Genomic DNA, 19,989 nt, shown 5'->3' with positions numbered 1-19,989 from the left:
GAGGGCGATTGCCGCGCGGCCGTGACGCACGAACGCCCCCGGGAGGCCTCCCGGGGGCGTTCTGCTGCGCGAGGGTGCGCGAGGGTGCTCAGTCCTGCTGGGTCTCGCTGCGGTCGTCGCTCCACTCGGTGTGGAACACGCCCTCCTTGTCCACGCGGTGGTAGGTGTGCGCACCGAAGAAGTCGCGCTGCGCCTGCACCAGGGCGGCGGGCAGGCGCTCGGCCCGCACACCGTCGTAGTAGGCCAGCGAGCTGGCGAACGCCGGCGCGGGGATGCCGTTCAGCGCAGCGCCCGCGACCACCCGGCGCCAGGACTCCACACCCTCGCCGATCGCGTGCGCGAAGTAGGGGTCGGAGATCAGCAGCGCCAGATCGGCGTCGCGCTCGTAGGCCTCGGTGATGCGGTCCAGGAAGCGGGCGCGGATGATGCAGCCGCCGCGCCAGATGCGTGCGCAGGCGCCGCGGTCGATGTCCCAGCCGTACTCCGCCGACGCAGCGGCGATCTGGTCGAAGCCCTGGCTGTAGGCGACCACCTTGGAGGCGTACAGGGCACGGCGCACGTCCTCGATGAACGCGGCCTTGTCCGCCACCTCCCAGCCCGCGGTGGCGGCCGTGAGGTTCGCGGCGCGTGCGGCCTCGCGCTGCGGCACGCCGCCGGAGAGGGCGCGGGCGAAGGTCGCCTCGGCGATCCCGGTGATCGGCACCCCGAGGTCGAGCGCGGACTGCACGGTCCAGCGGCCGGTGCCCTTCTGCTCGGCCTGGTCCAGGATGATGTCGACGAATGCCTTACCGGTCTCGGCGTCGGTGTGCTGCAGCACGTCGGCGGTGATCTCGATGAGGAAGGACTCCAGGTCCCCGGTGTTCCACTCCTCGAAGATCGTCCCGATCTCCTGGGCGGACAGGCCCAGGGCGGAGCGCAGCAGGTCGTAGGCTTCGGCGATGAGTTGCATGTCGGCGTACTCGATGCCGTTGTGCACCATCTTGACGTAGTGGCCGGCGCCATCGGGGCCGATGTAGGTGCAGCACGGGGTGCCGTCCACCTTGGCGGAGATCTTCTCCAGCATCGGGCCGAGGGTGGCGTAGGCCTCGGTGGTGCCGCCGGGCATGATGCTCGGCCCGTTCAGCGCACCCTCCTCGCCGCCGGAGATGCCGGCACCCACGAAGTTCAACCCGCGCTCGCGCATCGCGGCCTCGCGGCGGCGGGTGTCGGGGAAGTGGGCGTTGCCGCCGTCCACGATGATGTCGCCCGGCTCCATGTGAGCAGCCAGGTCCTCGATGACGGCGTCCGTCGGCGCACCAGCCTTCACCATGATGATCACGGTGCGCGGGGCCTTCAGCGAGGCGACGAACTCGGCGGTGGTCTCGCTCGGCACGAACTCGCCGTCGTCGCCGTGGTCGTCCAGGAGCGCCTGGGTCTTGGCGTAGGAGCGGTTGTGGATGGCGACGGTGTGGCCGTTGCGCGCGAGATTACGGGCCAGGTTGGAGCCCATCACCGCGAGTCCGGTCACACCGATGTCTGCAGTTCCCGTGGAGGTCATGGGGCCAGTCTGCCTGCGCAGAGCGCGTGCCGGAAGGAACGTCCCGATGCTGGACGCGCCGTGTCCGGTGCCGCCGGGTGGGAGACTGGGTGCGTGACGCACCATCCCGCCGCCACCGCCGTACCCGCATCGCTGCCCGGCTGGCGCCACATCGCTGCCGGCAAGGTCCGCGATCTCTATGAGCCCACCGCCGAGAACCCCGACTGGGACAGCGACGTGGTGCTCGTGGTGGCCAGCGACCGGATCAGCGCCTACGACCACGTGCTTGCCACGCCGATCCCGGACAAGGGCCGCATCTTGACCGCGCTCAGCGTCTGGTGGTTCGAGCAGCTCGCCGACATCGTGCCGCACCACCTCCTGTCCCTCGAGGTGCCGCCGGCCGTGGCCGGGCGCGCGATGATCTGCCGCCGCCTGGAGATGTACCCCGTGGAGTGCGTGGCCCGCGGCTACCTCACGGGCTCCGGCCTGGTGGAGTACCGCGAGGACCGGTCGGTGTGCGGGGTCCCCCTGCCCGAGGGCCTGGTGGACGGCAGCCGGCTCCCGGAGGCGATCTTCACACCCGCGGCCAAGGCCGCCGTGGGTGAGCACGACGCGAACATCACCTACGAGCGGGTCGCCGAGATGGTGGGCGACGGCGCGGCCCACCGCCTGCGGGAGGTCACCCTTGCCCTGTACTCCCGGGCGGAGCGGATCGCGCGCGAACGGGGCGTGATCCTCGCCGACACGAAGGTCGAACTGGGTGCCGATCCCCGCGGCGACGCCTTTGTGCTGGGTGATGAGGTCCTCACCCCCGACTCCTCCCGGTTCTGGGACGCCGAACTCTGGGAGCCCGGGGGAGCCCAGCCCAGTTTCGACAAGCAGTTCGTGCGCGACTGGCTCACCTCGACCGACTCCGGTTGGGACCGCGCGAGCGATGCTCCGCCGCCCCCGTTGCCGGCAACCGTGGTCCAGCGCACCCGTGCTCGATACGTCGAGGCGTACGAGCGATTGACCGGTCGCGTCTTCGAGTGAGCAGGTGGCGGCCGCCCCGTGCCGCGACGGGGCGCCGGTTCAGGCGCCCACGGTCACCTCGAGCAGGCTGCCGGCGAGGATGAGTTGGCGCACGCCTACGCCGTCGGCGGCGATGCGGAACCGCAGCGCACCTCCGGGCTGGCCGAACCACGGGCGCACGATCTCCACCTCCACCTCCAAGGGCGCGGCGGTCAGGACCTGGTAGAGGCGGGCATCGGGGCTCTCGGCCGGCAGCGCTCGGAGCGGTACCGGCGTGCCCCAGGGGAAGAGGTACACACCGTCGATGGCGCCGATCCTGTCCAGCGCAACCCCCGGCGGCAGCGTGGCCAGGTGCGGCCCGCCGGCGTGCCGCACCTGCTCGTAGAAGGCGGCAAGGGTGGGGCGGTAGGCATCGACACGCTGGTGCAGGTCGGTGCGTGGCACGGGGCGGGCGGCGGGCAGCGGCAGGGAGAGGTACTCCCACAGCCAGGTGTAGGCGGCGGGTTCATCGACGGCTCGGTGCACGATCTCGAGTTCGCCGTAGTCCCGGATGCCCACCGTGACTTCGCGACCGATCGTGCTGACCTCCATCGCGCCCTCGAGCGGCGGGTGGTCCGCGGTATCCCCGGGCAGGATGACGGCGTCGGCCGGGTAGCCGACCTCTGCGAGCCTCGCTCGGAACTGCGCCGCGAGAGGAAGATGGGGGTCGGGGCTCGCTGCGATCCCCGGCTCGGCGTGCCCGCCCCGGTCACCGGGCTCCTCGGGAGCCGCCGGCGCGGTGTCCGGCGCGGTGGCCGGCATGGCGAGGGTGGGCGCCGGTTCCGCGGGGATGATCTGCGTGGCCGTGGCCGTGGCCGTGGCGTCCTCGGCGGCAGGCAGCGGCATCGGGTCGGTCCCCTCGCCCGCGGCCAGCACGAGCCACGCGGGCACCTGATCCACGGCTCGTGGGTGACGGCGCAGGTCCTCCAGCCACTCCTGGTCGGAGGGGACGGCGGGGGAGGGCTGCTCCTGGTCGGCCGGCAGCAGCATCCGCAGCATCGGCGCGTTCCAGTAGGGCCGCTCCTGGTGGTTGACCTCGACACCGAGCTGGTCCGTCTCCGCGCCGATCGAGAGGATGAGGGAGAGCCAGGCACCGCGCTCGGGGGTGGCCTGGAGCTCCCGCAGTTCCGCGAGCGACTCGACCGCCTGCTGCGGGGTCTCGAGGCGAACGGGGGCGGATCCCGGGGGCATCAGGTAGGCGCGCGAGGAGTAGGAGTCCGCGGCCTGCGAGAACTCCAGGTGCGCCGTGACCCACGGGTTCGGATGAGCGGCGGCCTGGCCGCGCAACGCATGTGCGGCACGGGCGAGCAGGCTCTGCTCCCGCGAGGTGTCAGGGATCGAACTCATGGCCCCATCCTCGCACCGACGGCTAGGATCGGGGGGCGCGGGCGAGCAGGCTCGGCCGTGCCCGCCCGCCGTATCCCCTCAGTCGGAAAGCGAACCATGCCGCGCATCGTCGTCGAGGTCATGCCCAAGCCCGAGATCCTGGACCCGCAAGGGAAGGCCGTCAACGGCGCCCTCCCACGGCTGGGCTTCCACGGCATCAGCCAGGTCCGCCAGGGCAAGCGCTTCGAGCTCACCGTCCCCGGCGAGGTGACCGAGGAGATGCTGGCGCAGGTGCGCGAGGCAGCGACCACCCTGCTCTCGAATCCCGTGATCGAAGACGTCGTGCGCGTCGAGGTGGAGGAGTCGTGACCCTCGCCGGAGCCCGGATCGGGGTCGTCACCTTCCCCGGCACGCTGGATGATCGGGACGCCGCGCGCGCCGTTCGCCTCGCGGGTGGCTCCGCGGTGCCGCTGTGGCACGGCGAGGAGGATCTGCACGGGGTCGACGCGATCGTGCTGCCCGGCGGCTTCTCCTACGGCGACTACCTGCGGGCCGGGGCGATCGCGCGCTTCTCCCCGGTCATGACGGCGCTCGTGGAGGCCGCGAACGCCGGCATGCCGGTGCTCGGCATCTGCAACGGGTTCCAGATGCTCACCGAGGCGCACCTGCTGCCCGGTTCGATGATCAAGAACGACCACCTGCACTTCGTGTGCCGCGACCAGGTGCTGCGCGTGGAGAACGCGAGCACCGCGTGGAGCAGCGACTTCCGCGCCGGCCAGGAGATCACCATCCCCCTGAAGAACCAGGACGGGCAGTACGTGGCCGACGAGCGCACGCTGGACGAGCTCGAGGGGTCAGGGCGCGTGGTGTTCCGCTACGTGGGCTGGAACCCGAACGGGTCGCGCCGCGACATCGCTGGGATCACCAATGCCCGCGGGAACGTGGTGGGCCTGATGCCGCACCCGGAGCACGCCGTGGAGCCCGGGTTCGGGCCGGACGGCGCCGCGGGCCCGCGCACCGGCACGGACGGCCTGGGGTTCTTCACCTCCGCGCTGCGCTCCGTGCTCGCCACCGCCTGACACCGCGAGGTGGTTCTGCAGGTACCGCGAGGCGGTTCTGCAGGTACCGCGAGGCGGTTCTGCAGGTACCGCGAGGCGATTCTGCAGGGGCATGAAACCTACGGCACCGTAGGTTAACGTAGTGGTGTGAACGCGACTTCCGGCTCCACCTCGTTCCGCATCCCCGAGCTGACCGTTCCCGAGGAGACGGTCAGCGACCAGCTCGACGCCGCTGCACGAGCCTTCCCCGACCGCATCGCCGTGGACTTCCTGCGCCAGACGCGCACCTTCGCGCAGCTCGAACGGGACGTCTCGCGCGCCGCTCGTGCGCTCCTGGATGTGGGGGTACGGCGCGGTGACCGGGTCGCGATCGCGATGCCGAACTGCACCACGCACGTCGCGGTGTTCTACGCCGTGCTGCGGCTCGGCGCGATCGTGGTGGAGCACAACCCCACCTACACCGCGGACCAGATGCGCCACCAGCTCGCGGACTCCGGTGCGCACGTGGCCGTCGTCTGGGAGCCCGCCGCGCAGGCCGCGGTGGACGCCAAGTCCGGCACGGGTCTTCGGGTGGTCATCGCGGTGGACCTCACCCGCGATCTCCCGCGCAGCTCCCGGGCCGCGCTGCGACTGCCGGTGCGCGCCGCGCGCGAGGGCCGCCGCTCGATGCGCGCCCCCGTCCCCGCCGGTGCGTTGCGCTGGCACCGGCTGCTCTCCCACCGCAGCCTGCCGCACAACCACCCGGGACCCAGCCCCGAGGACGTCGCGCTGCTGCAGTACACCGGTGGCACCACCGGCACCCCCAAGGGCGCGGTGCTGACGCATCGCAACCTCGTCACCAATGCCGTGCAGGGGGAACTGTGGACCTCCATCCGCCCCGGCACCGAGGTCTTCTACGCCCCGCTACCGTTCTTCCACGCGTTCGGGTTGACCCTGTGCATGGTGCTGGCGGTGCGCACCGCCTCCACGATGGTCGCCTTCCCGCGCTTCGACCCAGCCGCCATGGTCGCCGCCCAGAAGCGACGACCCGGCACCTTCTTCCCCGCCGTGCCGCCCATGATCGACCGGTTCGTGAGCGCTGCCCGCGAGGCGGGGGTGGGCCTCGACTCCTTCTCCTTCGCCTTCTCCGGCGCCATGCCCCTGGCCGCCGAGACCGCCGCGGCCTGGGAGGAGGCCACCGGCGGGTACGCGATCGAGGGCTACGGCATGACGGAGACCTCCCCGGTGGCGCTCGGCAATCCCCTCACGCCGGAGCGGCGGCCCGGCACCCTCGGCCTGCCCTTCCCGGGCACCGAGATCCGCGTGGTCGACGCCGAGACCCTCACCGACCAGCCCACCGGCGAGCGCGGCGAACTGCTGATCCGCGGCCCGCAGGTCTTCTCCGGCTACTGGAACCGCCCCGAGGAGACCGCCCACCAGCTGCTGCCGGACGGCTGGCTGCGCACCGGCGACGTCGTGGTGCGCGACGAGTCCGGCTGGGTCACCCTGGTGGACCGCATCAAGGAGATGATCGTCTCCGGCGGTTTCAAGGTGTACCCCTCCCAGGTGGAGGACCGCCTGCGAGAGATGCCTGGGGTGGCGGACGTCGCCGTCGTGGGCATGCCGGCCGGGGACCTGGGGGAGAAGGTGGTGGCTGCGATCGTGCTGGACGGCACCGTGCCCACCCTCTCCCTCGCCGAGGTGAAGGAGTGGGCCGCGACGCACCTCTCACACTACGCGGTCCCCAAGGACATGGCCGTGGTCAGCGAGCTGCCGCGCTCCCTCATCGGTAAGGTCCTGCGCCGCGAGGTCCGGGAGGACCTGGCCGAACAGGTCAAGACCCTCGCCGCGCAGAACCTGCAACGACTGGCGGACCTGCCGCGCCCCAGCATGCCGGCGATGCCCTCGCTGCCGAAGCTCCTGAAGAGGGACGACGGCGCAGCCCCCTCACAGGAGGAGGTCCCCGTGGAGGGGGACGAGCAGGGCGAGGGTGAGGCCCGCGAGGGCTGAGCCGCTGGTCACTCGGTGGCGAGCGTGAAGTGCAGCGAGGTGTCGGCGGTGCCCGTCTCGGTGTCGGGGCCACTCAGCCACATCTCCCGGCCGTCCCAGCGCACCTGGGTGACGGCGGCGAGCGCGCCGGCGTAGATCGCTTCGAGCCCGTCGGTGTCCGCTGCGCAGGCCGTGGCGGTCAGATCGATCTCGGTGATCGCCGGTGCCTCGGGCCAGCCGGTGACCTCGGCGCCGTAGCCGTTGCAGAAGGCGGTGCCGGTGAACCGCGTGGGCTCCCGGGGGTCGTCCACGGTGAGGGTGAACATCCCCGCGCCCTCGTCCGCGAGTCGGAACGGCGCGACCTCCTCCTCGCCATGCCTGGCGCTCAGGAGCCTCCACTCGGTGCCGGGCAGGCCCTGCGCGAGCACCCACTCCTCGGTGCGGTACGTGAGTTCATAGGTGGGGCCGGTCAGCACCAGGGTGTCGACGTCCCAGGCCGCGGAGGTGAACTCCATGAGGGCGTCGGACACCTCGGGGCGCGGCTCGGATGGTCCGCATCCGGCCAGGGTCATGGAGCGGTCGGGGGCGTGCTTAACCTCGTCCGGCCATCCGGTGATGGTGCCCCGCCAGCTGTTGCAGATCTCGACGCCCGCGAGGGTGCCGGCCTCGTCGGGGTCGATCTCGGCGTCACCGCGGTCATCCAACGGATCGAACTCCTCCAGGAGTGAGAGGTCCAGGGTGTAGTCGTGCCCGTCGAGCTCGGTGAGTCCGTCCGGGCCCACGATCGCGGTGAGCCCCCAGTCGGTGCTGGGCAGGGGCTGGTCGGTGCCGAGGCTGGGCACGGACTCAGAGGCTGGGTCGCTCGGGCTGTCCGTGTCGGCTGCGGTGGTCCCGGTCCCCGTCGCGCAACCCGCCACCAGCAGGGCGGCGCTCGCGGCGCCCAGCGCGGGCACGAGGAGACGTCGGGTTCGGCGCACGTATGAGGTGTCCATGCCCTGTGTGTGTCGTCCGGGAGCCGCTTCTTGCAGCATGGCGTGAAGCCGTGCGGGGACGACGTCAGTCGGTCAGTGCTCGGGCGACGGCGGCCACGGCCGCGGCGCTCCACGCCTGCGGGAGGCAGGTGGTCGGGTACCCCACGGGCGCACCGGTGGCGGCGGCGTCCTGCCCGCCGTAGAGCTCCGGCATCCGCCCGCCCAGGGCGGAGGCTGCGGCCACGAGCTCGCTCGCCAGCACCCGTGCGTGCTCCGGCAGGCCGACCCGGAGCATGCCGTCGATGACGATCGCCGTGTCATGCGCCCACACACTGCCGCAGTGGTAGGACAACGGCCAGTACCCGGCGCTGGTGGTCGAGAGTGTGCGCAACCCGAATCCTGACCGCATGTCCGGCGCGACCATGAGGTCGGCCACCGCACGCTCCTCGGCGGCCGAGAGGAGACCCGTGCCCAGCAGGTGCCCGGGGTTGGAGGTGAGCGCATCCACCGGCGCGCCCTCGGCGTCCAGCGCGAGCGCGGGATAGCGACGGCCGTCCACCTCGACCCAGAACGCCTTGCGGAAGGCCGCGGCGAGATCGTCTGCCACGGTGCGCAACGCCGTCGGCTCACCCTCTCCCAGGATCTCCAGGAGCTCCGCTCCCGCGAGCAGCGCCCGGTGGGCGTACCCCTGCGCCTCGCACAGGGCCACGGGTCCTGACGCCTGGCGGCCGTCGTGGAACTGCACGGCGTCGCTGGAGTCCTTCCAGCCCTGGTTCGCCAGCCCGGTGCCCGCGGCGTCGAGGTACCGCAGGAATCGCGCGTTCCCCTCGGCCCCTCGCAGCTCCCCGGTCAGCCAGGCCAGCGCGGCGTGCAGGGCGGGGCCGAGGTCGCGCAGCGACTGCCGGTCCGGATCGGCACGGAACGCCTCGCGCACCAGCACGATCCACAGCGCCGTCGCGTCCACGCTCCCGTAGTACACCGGGGGGAACCTCAGGCCCTCCCGCGGCACCTCGTGTCCTTCGGCGCGCAGTTCGTGGAGGATCTTCCCGGGTGCCTGACACGAGACCGGCTCGTGTGCCCTCCCCTGGTGCCGGGCCAGGGCCCGTGCGGTGCCCCAGGCGAGCCGCGGGTCGTGGGGCAGCAGAAGCAGCGCGGTCCACAGCGAGTCCCGCCCGAACAGCGTGAGGTACCAGGGGGCGCCCGCGGCCGCGAACACCGTGTCGGGCGCACCCGTCAGGCGTAGCAACAGGGCGTCGAGGTCCGCGACGGCGGTGCTCGCCCAGGCGTCGAGCCCCGCCTGCCCGGTGGTCGGCAGGGGAGCGAGGGTGTGCTCGGCGGGTGCGATGACGGCGTCCTCGTCACGCACCCGGATCTCCAGCCGTACGGTTCGCGACTCGCCGGGTGCCAGGATGACCTGCCAGTGCGCCGCGAGGTCGACCTCGTGCGCGCCCGGTCCCACCCCGGTGGCGTCCTTCGCGACCGAGCCCCGGGTGATCCCGAGGTCGCCACCGGGCGCGCGGACCCCGACACCGCGCGGACCCGCGGTGAGGTCGACGCCATGCTCGACGTGGCGCAGGTGGCCGGCCTCGGCTACGGGCAGGCCGGAGCGCACCCGGTGCAGGGCGGTGACGGCGATGGTCAGGTCGGCACGCACCGATACGGTGACGGGGGTGTTGCCGGCGTTGTGCACGGTCACGGTCTCGCCGAGTGTGCCCGGGCTCAGCGCCCGCTCGTGGAGCACGGTGTGGCGGGGGTCCTTGGTGGCGTCGAGGTTCCGCAGCGCCCACAGGTGCCGGGCGGCGCGGGCGGTGACGTGCCCAGAGAGGCGCTCGCCCTCGTCCTGGAAGGACCAGCGCAGCCGGGGCAGATACCGCCAGTCCGCGTGGTGCAGGCCCTGGACGCGGGTGCTGGATGTGCCTGCCGCATCGATGCTCCCGTCGTGCGCCGCCCACACCTGAGTGGGTGCGGCGAGGAGCACGTCGCTGCCCAGGGTGCTGGGGCTGGGCGGGGCGGCGGTCGCAGCCACGGGAGCCGCAGCGTCCGGCTGGTTCGCGGGGTGGGGGGAGGGGGTGGCGGCGGTGCCGGCCGGGTGTGTCATGGTGCTCGACGTCTCTCAGGTCTCGTTCTCCAGGCGGGCGTCCACGGCGGCCGGCGCGTACTCGCCGTCGAAGGCGACGCGCGCGAGCCCCACGGGGGCGCAGTCCCGGTGCAGGGTGTCGGTGGTGATCTCGAGGTGGCGGGTGGCTCGGGGGAGTGCGGTGGCATAGACCGCGGAGCGGATCGCGGCCACGAGGGTGACCGACTGCAGTGTCCCGGCGATGACGATCATCGCGGGGTTCATCACCGCGGCCACGCTGCCCAGCACGCGGCCGATCTGCTCCCCGGCGTGGCGGAGGGTGGCGGCCACGGCCGCGTCCCCCGCCTCGGCTCGTGCGGCGAGCTCGGTGAGGTCCGTGAGGTCGGCCTCGTCCAGCCCCTGCTCGGCGAGGCGGTCGAGCACGGCGCGTCCACTTGCCTCGCTCGCGAGGCATCCGGTGCGGCCACACCGACACAGGCGATGCCCACCGATCGGCACGTGACCGATGTCCCCGGCGCCGCCGTCCAGTCCGCGGTAGATCTTCCCGTCGATCACCAGACCGGCGCCGATGTACTCGGACGCCTTGACCAGCACGAGCGGCCGGCCGGGGAGCGCCCGCCCGCGCGACCATTCGCCGTAGGCCATCGCGTCGGCATCGTTCTCCACGTAGACGGGAACGTCCAGGAACTCCTGAAGGGTCTCGGTGATGGGCCAACCGCCCCAGCCGGGCATGATCGGCGGCTCCTCCAGGCGCCCCGTGGTCGGGTCGATCGGGCCGGGCACCGAGACCCCCATGGCGATGACCCGCTCGGCGGGCACGTCGTGCTCCGCCATCAACCGGGAGAACCCGTCGGCCACCCGGCGCAGGGTGGCCTCGGGGCCGTCGGCGACGTGGGTGTCCAGGTCCAGGCGGGCGTGGACGATGCCGTGTGCGTCCACCACGGCCAGCAGCCCGGAGTCGACCTCCAGGGCGGCGACCAATGCCACGGTCGCCGGCTCGAAGACGAAACGGACCGAGCGCCGTCCCCCCGTGGCGCCCCCATCACCGGCGGGTCGGATGACCCCGGCGGCCAGGAGCGCGTCCACCCGCTGGGCCACCGAGATGCGGGACATCCCGGTGGCCGCGAGCAGTTCCCCGCGGGTCGTGGCCTCGCCCGATCGAATGAGGCGAAGGAACTCGCCCGGTCCTTGACTCATCTCACCCCTTGCTGGCCCCGGCGGTCAGACCCTCGGTCAGGTACCGCTCCGCGATTGCATACAGCGCGACGATAGGCACGGTCAGCAGCACGCTGCCAGCCATGAGGATGGTCTTGGGGACCTCCTGGCCGTCGGAGAGCAGGTTCAGCCCGAGGGAGACCGTCCACAGGTCCTTCTTCGCGGTGAGGAACAGCAGTGCGAAGAGGAACTCGTTCCAGGCGATCATGAAGGCGAACAGCGCGGTCGACATCAGGGTCGGCATGGTCAGCGGCACGGTGATGCGCGTCATGATCTGCCAGCGGTTCGCGCCGTCCATGTAGGCCGCCTCGTCGATCGCCTCGGGGATGGACTGCATGTAGGAGCGCAGCATGTGCACGCAGACGGGCACGGTGAGCGCGATGTAGGCGATCGTCAGCCCCGGGAGGCTGGAGCCCAGCCCGATGACCTGGAAGCCCACGAAGATCGGTACCGCGATGATGATCGTGGGGAACATGTACACCGCGAGGAACAGCGCGGAGACCTGCCGGCGGCCTGCGAACCGCAGCCGGGTCATCGCGTAGGAGGCCGGAATGGCCAGCAGCATCGTCAAGACGGTGGCCCCGGTCGCCACGATCGCCGAGTTGCGCATGAATCGGCTGAAGCCGAAGCCGCCCTCGTCCTCCGGCGCGAGCACCCGCCGATAGGTCTCGGTGGTGATCGTGGCCAGGTCGGGGAAGAGTTGCAGCGGGTTGCGCAGCAGGTCCTCGATCCGCACGAAGCTCATGACGATCATGTAGTAGAAGGGGAAGACCGCCGCGATCACCAGGAGCGCGATGACAACCCACTTGCCCACGCTGATCGCGCGGGTCTGCAGCTGGTAGGAGCTCACTTCGCCTCCTGACGTGCGGTGAACCGGGTGTAGGCGAGCAGCCCGATCGCGAGGATGATCGCGAGGACGACGGCGTTGGCACTGGCTGCACCGATGTTGCCGGAGCCCACGAGTTGGTCGTAGACCCGCACCGCCGCGACCTGGGTGTCCGCGGCGCCGCCGGTGAGCAGGTAGATGTCGTCGAACTTGTTGAAGGTCATCACCAGGCGCAGCAGCGAGAGCAGTGCGATGACGGGGAGCATCTGCGGCAGGATCACGTACCAGAACTTCTGCAGCGGGCTGGCACCGTCCACGAGCGCCGCCTCCTCGATCTCGCGGTTGAGACCCGTCAGGGCCGCGGCGAAGAACATGAAGGCGAACGGGAAGTAGCGCCAGATCTCGAAGACGATCACGGTGATCAGCGCGCTGGGTGCGCTGCCGAGGAAGTTGATCGGCTCGTCCCACCCCAGGAACCGGGTGCCGACGGCGTTGATCACCCCGTACTGCGGGTCCAGGATCACGGTCCACACGTAGGCGGCGGCAACCACCGGTGCCACGTAGGGCAGGAGCATGGCCGCGCGGATGGCTCCGCGCCCCGGGAACGCGTCGCGCAGGGCGAGCGCGGCGATGAAGCCCACGATGATCGAACCGGCGGTCGTGGCCACGGTGTAGATGACCGTGGTCATGATCGAGGACCAGAACCCCGGTGCGGTGAGGGTGTCGATGTAGTTGTCGAAGGTGAACGGGTTGAACAGCCCGTTGCGGGCGACATCGCTGTAGCGGGCCTCCTGGAAGGAGAGGACCACGGTCCACAGGATCGGGATGATGATGATGGCGACCACGATGATCGTGATCGGTGCCGACATCATCAGCCCGTCGCGGTTCTCGATCCGCTGCCGGACCGAGCGGCGGGGGCGGGAAGCCGCCCCCGCCTTCGGTGGGGTTGCCGTGGTCGTCATCAGTTGGATGCGGCCTCGGCGACGGCGTCCTGCATCTGCTGCTGCGCGGTGGCCACGTCGATCGACCCCGTGGAGAGGTCGGCCAGGGCCTTGGCGAACGGCAGTTCGGCGGTCAGCGGTCCCAGGAGTTCACCCTGCCCCTGGGGCAGCGCCCAGCGCCCGATGTTGCTGGCGGTGGAGGTGATCTGGTCGATCGTCTCGGCGCTGTAGACCTCCGCGAGCGGGAGCTTGGTGTCCACACCGGCCGGCAGGGTGGTCCAGGTGTCGACGTACTCGGTCGGGTTCTCGGCGGTCCCGTTGCGCACGGGGAACTTGCCCTCCGGTGCCATCCCGAACCACCCCGCGTACCCGTCGCTCAGCATGAACTCCACGAAGCCCACGGCGTCCTCCTGCGGGGCGCTGGAGGTGATCACCCAGGAGGTCATCTCGCCGTATGCGGAGGCATTCCCGTCCGCGTCCGGTCCGGTGATTAGCGGCACGATGCCGGTGTTCTGCGCCAGGTAGTCGCTCTCGGTGCACTCCTCGCAGGAGGGTGCGGCGTCGTCGCGCAGGCCGGCCATCTCGTCCAGCAGGAAGGTGGACCAGATCGTCATGGCCGCCTGGCCGGAGAAGTAGGAGGCGCGGGTGGACTCCACGGTCTGGGTGCCGGACGGCGAGAAGTCCTGGCTGAGCTGGGCGTACAGCTCGATGGCCGCGGTGCACTCCGGGCTGTCCAGGGTGGCCTCGCCGGCGTCGTTCACCATCTGGCAGTCGTTCCCGAGGGCGAGCGCCTCGAAGGTCTGCTGGGTGAAGGGGTTGGAGGCGTCGGTGGCCAGCGAGATGCCGTAGTTGCCGTCGCCGGTGAGTTCCTGTGCCGCCGTCAGCAGCGCCTCGTAGGTGTCGGGGGCCGCCAGGCCCGCCTCCTCGAAGACGTCGGTGCGGTAGGCCAGGATCTGGGCCCAGGCATCGCTGGGGACGCTGAGCTGCTCGCCGTCGTCCTGGGTGAGCTCGAGCGCGGAGGCATTCCAGGTGCTCGCATCGAGGTTCTCGATCACCTCGGCCGCGGCATCGCCGTTGAGGTAGTCGTCCAGGGCGAAGGAGCGCACCAGGCCGAGGCTGACCGAGCCCACGACGTCGGGCAGTTCTCCCGAGAGCGCGGCTGCGGACATGAGCTGGGAGACCTGGTCCTCCTGGACCGGAACGAGCTCGACCTCGATACCGGTGGCGGCGGTGTACTCCGCGATGACGGCCTCGGTGGCGGCGACCCGGTCGGGTTGCACCTCGAGGCTCCACACCAACAGGGAGCCGTCGGACTCCCGGCCTGCGATCTCCCCCGATCCGCAGGCGGTCAGGCCGAGCGCCCCGATGGCGGCGACGGCGACGAGTGATCGATAACGACGTGGATTCACGGCGAATCTCTCTTCCTTGAGTGATCTGGTGGAACAGTGAAGATATGTATACCATCCATACACAAGATGCTCAACGACGAGAGTGAAGGAGCGCGGTGAGCCACACAGATGCACGCCCGAGTGCCCTGGACCAACTGACGAGGAGACTGACCGAGCACGCCGAGGTGCTCTTCGCCGACGACGGCGAACGCACGGCGCGGCTGGTGGCGGGGCTGATCGAACTCGCCGAGCGCTACCGACCGCTCCTGGCGGGGCCGCGGCCCGCGATGGATCAGGCCACCGCGTACCTGATCGCCTACGGTGACTCCTTCCGCCGCCCGGGGCAGCGGCCCTTGGTCACGCTCGCCGACGTCGTGCGGCACCATCTCGCCGACACCGTCTCGGACGTGCACCTGCTGCCGATCTTCCCGTGGACGTCCGACGACGGATTCGCCGTGGTGGACTACCGCCGGATCGATCCCGATCTCGGGGACTGGGAGGACGTGGCCGCGCTCGGACGCGGGTACGCCGTCATGCTCGACTTCGTGGCCAACCACACCTCCGCGTCCAGCACCTGGTTCACCGGATGGCTGGCAGGTGAGGAGCGGTATCGCGACTACTACGTGACCCCCGGGGGCATGGACCTCACTCGCGTGGTGCGCCCCCGCACGACTCCACTGCTCACGCCCTTCACCCGCGCCGACGGCGAGGAGGTGGCCGTGTGGACCACCTTCGGCCCCGACCAGGTGGACGTGAACGCGGCGAACGTCCCCACGCTCCTCGACCTCACCGACGTGCTGCTCGGCTATCTCGCGGCGGGTGCCACCACGATCCGGCTGGACGCGATCGGCTTCCTGTGGAAGGCGAGCGGCACCACCTGCCTGCACCATCCCGCGACCCACGCCATCATCAAGATGTGGCGCGCGCTCGTGGACGAGGTCGCCCCCGGCGCCCGGCTGCTGACCGAGACCAACGTGCCGCACGCTGACAACGTGACCTACCTCGGCAACGGCAGCGACGAGGCGCACATGGTCTATCAGTTCGCGCTCCCGCCCCTGGTCCTGCACACCTTCCTCGCGGGCTCGAGCGAGCGACTGAGCCGGTGGGCCGCCTCCCTGGAGGACCTGGGCGGCCAGGCCACCTGGTTCAACTTCCTCGCCAGCCACGACGGCATCGGCATGCGTCCGGTCCAGGGGATCCTGGAGCCGTCGCAGGCTCAGGCGCTCGCCGATCGAGCGCTGGAACGGGGCGGTCGCGCCAACTACGCCACCGGCCCCGATGGTGAGCAGTCGGTCTACGAGCTCAACATCGCCTACATCGACGCCCTCGTGGACCCGCGCGAGGCCGAGGACACCGCACTGGTGGTGCGGCGCGCACTGGCCGCGCACGCCATCCTGGTGAGCATGGTGGGCGTCCCCGCGATCTACTATCACTCGATGTTCGGGTCCGGGAGCGATATCGAGGGCATGCGGGAGTCCGGGATCAACCGCCGCATCAACCGGGAGCGGCTCGATGCCGATGCGTTGGCGCACGAGGTCGAAACCGACCCTCGACGGCGCGGCATCCTCGAGGGGATCCGCCACCTCCTGAGGGTCCGGGCGCGCAACGCCGCGTTCTCGCCCTACTCGCCACAGGAGGTCCTGGACCTGGGCGAGGAGGTCTTCGCGCTGCGGCGAGGAAGCGGGAAGGATGCTGTGACGGTGCTCGTCAACGTCTCGCGCCGGGACGTCGCGCTGCCCGCCCTCGGCGGCCGCGACCTCCTCACGGGCGAGCAGGTCGACTCCCTCGTGCTTGCCCCCGATCAGGTGGTGTGGCTGCGATGAGAGTCGTCGTGGCGATGGACTCCTTCAAGGGCTCGCTGTCCGCCGAGCAGGCCTGTGAGGCGGTGCGCACCGGCGTGCTCGCGGCCGACTCTGCCGCCCAGGTCGTGCTCGCGCCGATGGCCGACGGCGGTGAGGGCACCGTGGCAGCCATCGTCGCCGCACGCGGAGGCCGGACCCTCCTGGAACCTGCCGTGGACGCGATCGGCCGCGAGACCATGGCGGCGTGGGGTCTCCTCCCTGGCGGCACGGCGGTGCTCGAGGCGGCCGCCACGCTCGGACTCGCCGACCAGCACGCCGATTCCGCGCTCCCTGCCCGCGCCTCCTCCGCGGGTCTGGGGGGACAGCTCGAGCAGGTCCGCGCCTCGGGAGCCCGCAGGGTCCTGGTCGGCCTGGGCGGCAGCGCGTGCACCGACGGGGGCACGGGGATGCTGCTCGCCCTCGGCGCGCGGCTGTGGGACGCCTCGGGTGCACAGATCCTGCCGCGTCCGGGGCACAACCCCCTCCTTCGCCGACCGGTGCGGGTCGAACTCCCGGCGCACCTGGGCATCGAGGTCGAGGTCCTCAGCGACGTCACCAGCCCGCTGCTCGGTGCGCATGGCGCCGCCCGGATGTTCGGGCCGCAGAAGGGAGCGGACCCGGCTCAGGTGGAGTTGCTGGAGGAGGCGATGACCGCCTGGGCGCAGGCCCTTGCCGAGGCCGGCCACGCCGTCGCCGATCTCCCGGGCGCGGGTGCGGCCGGAGGCCTCGGCGCGGCGCTCGCGGCCCTCGGGGCCTGCCTGGTGGGCGGCATCGAACGGGTTGCCGCCGAGGTCGACCTCCCGGCTGCGCTGGTCGGCGCCGACCTGGTGATCACGGGGGAGGGGCGGCTGGATGCACAGTCGGCCCTGGGCAAGGTGCCCGACGGCGTCGCTCGCCTGGCGCGAGCGGCCGGTGTCGCGCGCGTGATCGCCCTGGCGGGCGCCGTCGAGACGGGACCGGAACGGGTTGAGCCGTTCGACGCGGTCCTGGCGATCCAGCCCGGGCCGCGCCCGCTCGCGGAGGCGATGCGCCCGGAGGCTGCGGCGGCGGACCTCGCGCGGGTCACCGGCCAGGTGGTGCGCCTGGCGCGGTGAGCGCGGCTACTGGCCGGCGGGGACCACGAGGCCGCCCCAGGTCTCCAGCTGGTACTCGGCCATCTCCTCGCTCACCAGGAGGTCGTACAGCGCGGTCACGCGCTCGTCCTCGGCCAGGTCAGGCGTGGTGGCCAGCACGTTGAAGTACGGGGAGTCCGAGGGCTCCAGCAGGATCGCGTCGTCCCCCGTGAGCCCCGCGGGCAGCGCGAAGGTGATCGTCACGAACGCGGTGTCCACATCCGGCACGGCCTGCGGGAGCGTGGCGTTCTCGATCTCCACGAACTCCAGGTTGCGCGGGTTGGAGGTGATGTCGGCCGGGGTGGTGGCGCCGTCGGCGATCTCGATGATCCCCTCGGTGGACAGCAGCCACAGCGCGCGACCCTCGTTGGTCGGGTCGTTCGGGATCGCGACCGTGGCGCCGTCCGGCAGGTCGGCGATGTCGGTGAGGCTCTCGGAGTAGAACGCCGAGCTCGGCAGGTACGCCTCGCCCACACTGACCAGCTCGTTGCCGGTCTCGGTGTTGAAGGTCTCCATGAAGGTGGCGTTCTGGAACAGGTTCGCCTCGATCGAGCCGTCCGCGAGCGCCTGGTTGGGGGTGTTGTAGTCGGTGAAGGCGACGAACTCGATCTCCAACCCGGCCTCGGCGGCGGCGGGCTCGAGGAACTCCAGCATGTCCCCGGCGGGGGTCTGCAGGGCACCCACGCGCAGCGTGCCGAGGCCCTCCTCGCCGGATCCGGACTCCGCGTCGGTGCTGCTGTCGCTACCGCACGCGGCGAGGACGAGGGCGGTGGCGGCGGCGGTCGCGGTCAGGGCGGCGCGGCGCAGGGTCGTGGTCATGGGTGTCTCCAGGTGGTCGGCCCGTCGCGCGGACGGGTGGGGTGGCGAGAGGGGGTGGGAGGTGGGTCAGGCGGTGCGTGCCGCGACCCGGGGCCCGCGGGCGTACCGCCGGGCCAGCGCCGTCGCGATCCCCTGCAGGATCATCACGATGGCGAAGATGATGACGATGACGGCGACCATGTAGATCGTGTCGTAGCGCTGGTAGCCGTACCGGATGGCGACATCCCCGAGGCCGCCGCCGGAGACGACACCGACCATGGCCGAGAAGTTGATGATCGAGGTCACGGTGGTGGACAGGCCCAGGATCATCGGGGACAGGGACTCCGGGATGAGCACCTTGGTCACCACCTGCCAGCGGGTGGCCCCGAGGGACTCGGCGGCCTCGACCTTGCCGGGATCGACCTCCTTGATCGCGATCTCCACCATCCGCGCGAAGAACGGGATGGCGACCACCGCGAGCGGCACGATCGCGGCCGTGGTGCCGATGAAGGAGCCCACCAGCCATCGGGTGAAGGGGATGAGGGCGATCATGAGGATGACGAACGGCACCGAGCGGCCGATGTTGACCAGCAGTTCCAGCACGGCGTGGATCACCGCGGACAGGCGCCGGGAACCGGCGATCCGGTCCAGGTAGCGCCCCGGTTCGGTCCCCACCAGGACCACCCCGAGGGGGAGCCCGACGACGATCGTCGCCACGAGCGCGACGCCCACCATGTAGAGGGTCTGCCCGGTGCCGAGCAGGAGGATGGAGAACAGGTCGCCCCAGTAGCCGGGGTCCTGGGTGCCGGTCATGCGCGGGCCTCCTGCGTCGTCGTGCCCGTCCCTCGCGGCTCCGCATCCTCCACGATGACGCCCCGGGCACGCAGATCGGCCAGGACGGCCGCGTTGCGCTCGCCGTCCCCGAGCAGCTCCACCCGGATCCGCCCGGCACGGGTGCCGCCGACGGCGCCGGCCGAGGCCGCGGAGATCGCGATGTCGATGTCGTGCCGGCGGGCGAGCTGGGTGATGACCGGCTGCGCACCGATGGGTCCGGGGAAGGTGAGGTCGAGGACCGGGTGCTCGCTCGCCGTCGCCGGTCCGAGGGGGAAGAGGTCGTGCGTCAGGGGTGAGCCGGGCGCCGCCACCAGGTCGGCGAGCCTGCCCTGCTCCACCACGCGGCCGTGCTGCAGCAGTGTGGCGGAGTCGCACACCGTGCGCACCACGTCCATCTCGTGCGTGATGAGCATGACCGTGAGGCCGAGCTCATCGCGCAACCGGCGCAGCAGCGCGAGGATGGAGCGCGTGGTCTCCGGGTCCAGCGCCGAGGTGGCCTCGTCCAGCAGCAGCACCTCCGGCTGGGTGGCCAGGGCGCGGGCGATGCCCACGCGCTGCTTCTGCCCGCCGGAGAGCTGGGAGGGGTAGTGGGTGGCGCGGTCGGTGAGCCCCACGAGGTCCAGGACCTCCTCGGCGCGCGCGGTGCGGCGGCGCCGCTCGGTGCCGGCGATCTCCAGCGCGAGCTCCACGTTCCCGCGCACGGTGCGCCCGGCCAGCAGGTTGAAGTGCTGGAAGACCATCCCGGCGTGGCGGCGGGAGCGGCGCAGCGCGGCGTCGTCGAGTTCGGTGATGCGGTGCCCCGCCACGGTCACGGTCCCGGCGTCGGGGCGCTCCAGGGCGTTCACGGTGCGGATCAGGGTCGACTTGCCGGCGCCGGAGGTGCCGACCACGCCGTAGATCTCACCGCGTTCGACGTGCAGGGACACCGCGTCCAGCGCCGTGGTGGTGCCGAAGCGCTTGGTGACGGACTCGAGAGTGATCACCGGGCGGCGCCGCGGGGGAGAAGGTGCTGGGTCACGTGGCCACGCTAGGAAGTGGCGGGGCCGTCCTGCGAATCGTGACCAGGAT

Annotated in this window: 17 protein-coding genes; 6 read left to right on the top strand and 11 right to left on the bottom strand. The window is 71.4% G+C overall.

Annotated elements, in window-relative coordinates; genetic code table 11:
• Positions 1 to 88: 88 nt before the first annotated feature.
• Complete coding sequence (gene gndA, locus ATL40_RS11945) at positions 89 to 1,537, bottom strand: NADP-dependent phosphogluconate dehydrogenase (protein ID WP_098469732.1); 1,449 nt, start codon at positions 1,535 to 1,537, stop codon at positions 89 to 91.
• 93 nt (positions 1,538 to 1,630) lie between these two features.
• On the opposite strand from gndA, the gene ATL40_RS11940 reads away from it, so the two are divergent.
• Positions 1,631 to 2,548: a phosphoribosylaminoimidazolesuccinocarboxamide synthase gene (locus ATL40_RS11940; RefSeq protein WP_098470469.1), complete on the top strand. Its 918-nt coding sequence runs from the start codon at positions 1,631 to 1,633 to the stop codon at positions 2,546 to 2,548.
• Between the two features lie 39 nt (positions 2,549 to 2,587).
• On the opposite strand, the gene ATL40_RS11935 is transcribed toward ATL40_RS11940, so the two are convergent.
• Positions 2,588 to 3,913, bottom strand: coding sequence for a TNT domain-containing protein (locus tag ATL40_RS11935; RefSeq protein ID WP_098469731.1), 1,326 nt, complete (start codon positions 3,911 to 3,913; stop codon positions 2,588 to 2,590).
• Between the two features lie 96 nt (positions 3,914 to 4,009).
• Here ATL40_RS11935 and purS point away from each other — a divergent pair, with 96 nt between their 5' ends.
• From purS to ATL40_RS11920, 3 genes are all read left to right on the top strand, one after another.
• A complete protein-coding gene (gene purS / locus ATL40_RS11930) occupies positions 4,010 to 4,261 on the top strand; it encodes a phosphoribosylformylglycinamidine synthase subunit PurS (protein WP_098469730.1) in 252 nt (83 codons plus the stop codon).
• Positions 4,258 to 4,971, top strand: a complete 714-nt coding sequence (gene purQ / locus ATL40_RS11925) for a phosphoribosylformylglycinamidine synthase subunit PurQ (RefSeq protein WP_098469729.1) — start codon at positions 4,258 to 4,260, stop codon at positions 4,969 to 4,971. The genes purS and purQ overlap by 4 nt, the downstream gene beginning before the upstream one ends.
• A 126-nt stretch (positions 4,972 to 5,097) precedes the next feature.
• A complete protein-coding gene (locus ATL40_RS11920) occupies positions 5,098 to 6,939 on the top strand; it encodes an AMP-binding protein (protein WP_098469728.1) in 1,842 nt (613 codons plus the stop codon).
• A gap of 8 nt (positions 6,940 to 6,947) precedes the next feature.
• On the opposite strand, the gene ATL40_RS11915 is transcribed toward ATL40_RS11920, so the two are convergent.
• The 6 genes from ATL40_RS11915 to ATL40_RS11890 form a co-directional block, all read right to left on the bottom strand.
• Positions 6,948 to 7,910 (bottom strand): META domain-containing protein, encoded by a 963-nt coding sequence (locus ATL40_RS11915; RefSeq protein WP_169925968.1) that lies wholly within the window; start codon positions 7,908 to 7,910, stop codon positions 6,948 to 6,950.
• A gap of 64 nt (positions 7,911 to 7,974) precedes the next feature.
• Positions 7,975 to 9,987: a glycogen debranching N-terminal domain-containing protein gene (locus ATL40_RS11910; RefSeq protein ID WP_098469726.1), complete on the bottom strand. Its 2,013-nt coding sequence runs from the start codon at positions 9,985 to 9,987 to the stop codon at positions 7,975 to 7,977.
• Positions 9,988 to 10,002: 15 nt separating this feature from the next.
• Entirely contained in the window at positions 10,003 to 11,163 is a 1,161-nt protein-coding gene (locus ATL40_RS11905; RefSeq protein WP_098469725.1) for an ROK family protein, read from the bottom strand.
• A gap of 1 nt (position 11,164) precedes the next feature.
• Positions 11,165 to 12,031, bottom strand: a complete 867-nt coding sequence (locus tag ATL40_RS11900) for a carbohydrate ABC transporter permease (protein WP_098469724.1) — start codon at positions 12,029 to 12,031, stop codon at positions 11,165 to 11,167.
• Positions 12,028 to 12,969 (bottom strand): carbohydrate ABC transporter permease, encoded by a 942-nt coding sequence (locus tag ATL40_RS11895; protein WP_098469723.1) that lies wholly within the window; start codon positions 12,967 to 12,969, stop codon positions 12,028 to 12,030. The genes ATL40_RS11900 and ATL40_RS11895 overlap by 4 nt, the downstream gene beginning before the upstream one ends.
• Positions 12,969 to 14,357: an ABC transporter substrate-binding protein gene (locus ATL40_RS11890; protein ID WP_169925967.1), complete on the bottom strand. Its 1,389-nt coding sequence runs from the start codon at positions 14,355 to 14,357 to the stop codon at positions 12,969 to 12,971. The genes ATL40_RS11895 and ATL40_RS11890 overlap by 1 nt, the downstream gene beginning before the upstream one ends.
• A gap of 95 nt (positions 14,358 to 14,452) precedes the next feature.
• On the opposite strand from ATL40_RS11890, the gene ATL40_RS11885 reads away from it, so the two are divergent.
• Together ATL40_RS11885 and ATL40_RS11880 are read left to right on the top strand one after the other, a co-directional pair.
• Positions 14,453 to 16,159 (top strand): sugar phosphorylase, encoded by a 1,707-nt coding sequence (locus ATL40_RS11885; protein WP_143556972.1) that lies wholly within the window; start codon positions 14,453 to 14,455, stop codon positions 16,157 to 16,159.
• Entirely contained in the window at positions 16,156 to 17,271 is a 1,116-nt protein-coding gene (locus ATL40_RS11880) for a glycerate kinase family protein (protein WP_143556971.1), read from the top strand. Before ATL40_RS11885 ends, ATL40_RS11880 begins: the two co-directional genes overlap by 4 nt.
• Positions 17,272 to 17,277: 6 nt before the next feature.
• Here the strand turns inward: ATL40_RS11880 and ATL40_RS11875 are convergent, their stop codons facing one another.
• The 3 genes from ATL40_RS11875 to ATL40_RS11865 all read right to left on the bottom strand — a co-directional run bounded on the left by ATL40_RS11875 (position 17,278) and on the right by ATL40_RS11865 (position 19,904).
• On the bottom strand, positions 17,278 to 18,108 hold the full coding sequence (locus tag ATL40_RS11875) for a MetQ/NlpA family ABC transporter substrate-binding protein (protein ID WP_098469719.1): 831 nt from the start codon (positions 18,106 to 18,108) through the stop codon (positions 17,278 to 17,280).
• Positions 18,109 to 18,174: 66 nt separating this feature from the next.
• Complete coding sequence (locus ATL40_RS11870; RefSeq protein WP_098469718.1) at positions 18,175 to 18,900, bottom strand: methionine ABC transporter permease; 726 nt, start codon at positions 18,898 to 18,900, stop codon at positions 18,175 to 18,177.
• A complete protein-coding gene (locus ATL40_RS11865; RefSeq protein WP_098469717.1) occupies positions 18,897 to 19,904 on the bottom strand; it encodes a methionine ABC transporter ATP-binding protein in 1,008 nt (335 codons plus the stop codon). Before ATL40_RS11865 ends, ATL40_RS11870 begins: the two co-directional genes overlap by 4 nt.
• Positions 19,905 to 19,989: the final 85 nt, after the last annotated feature.

It is taken from the genome of Serinibacter salmoneus (assembly GCF_002563925.1).
Taxonomy (GTDB): domain Bacteria; phylum Actinomycetota; class Actinomycetes; order Actinomycetales; family Beutenbergiaceae; genus Serinibacter; species Serinibacter salmoneus.
The sequence above is the reverse complement of the archived record's forward strand: the minus strand, read 5'-3'. Positions and strand labels throughout refer to the sequence as shown.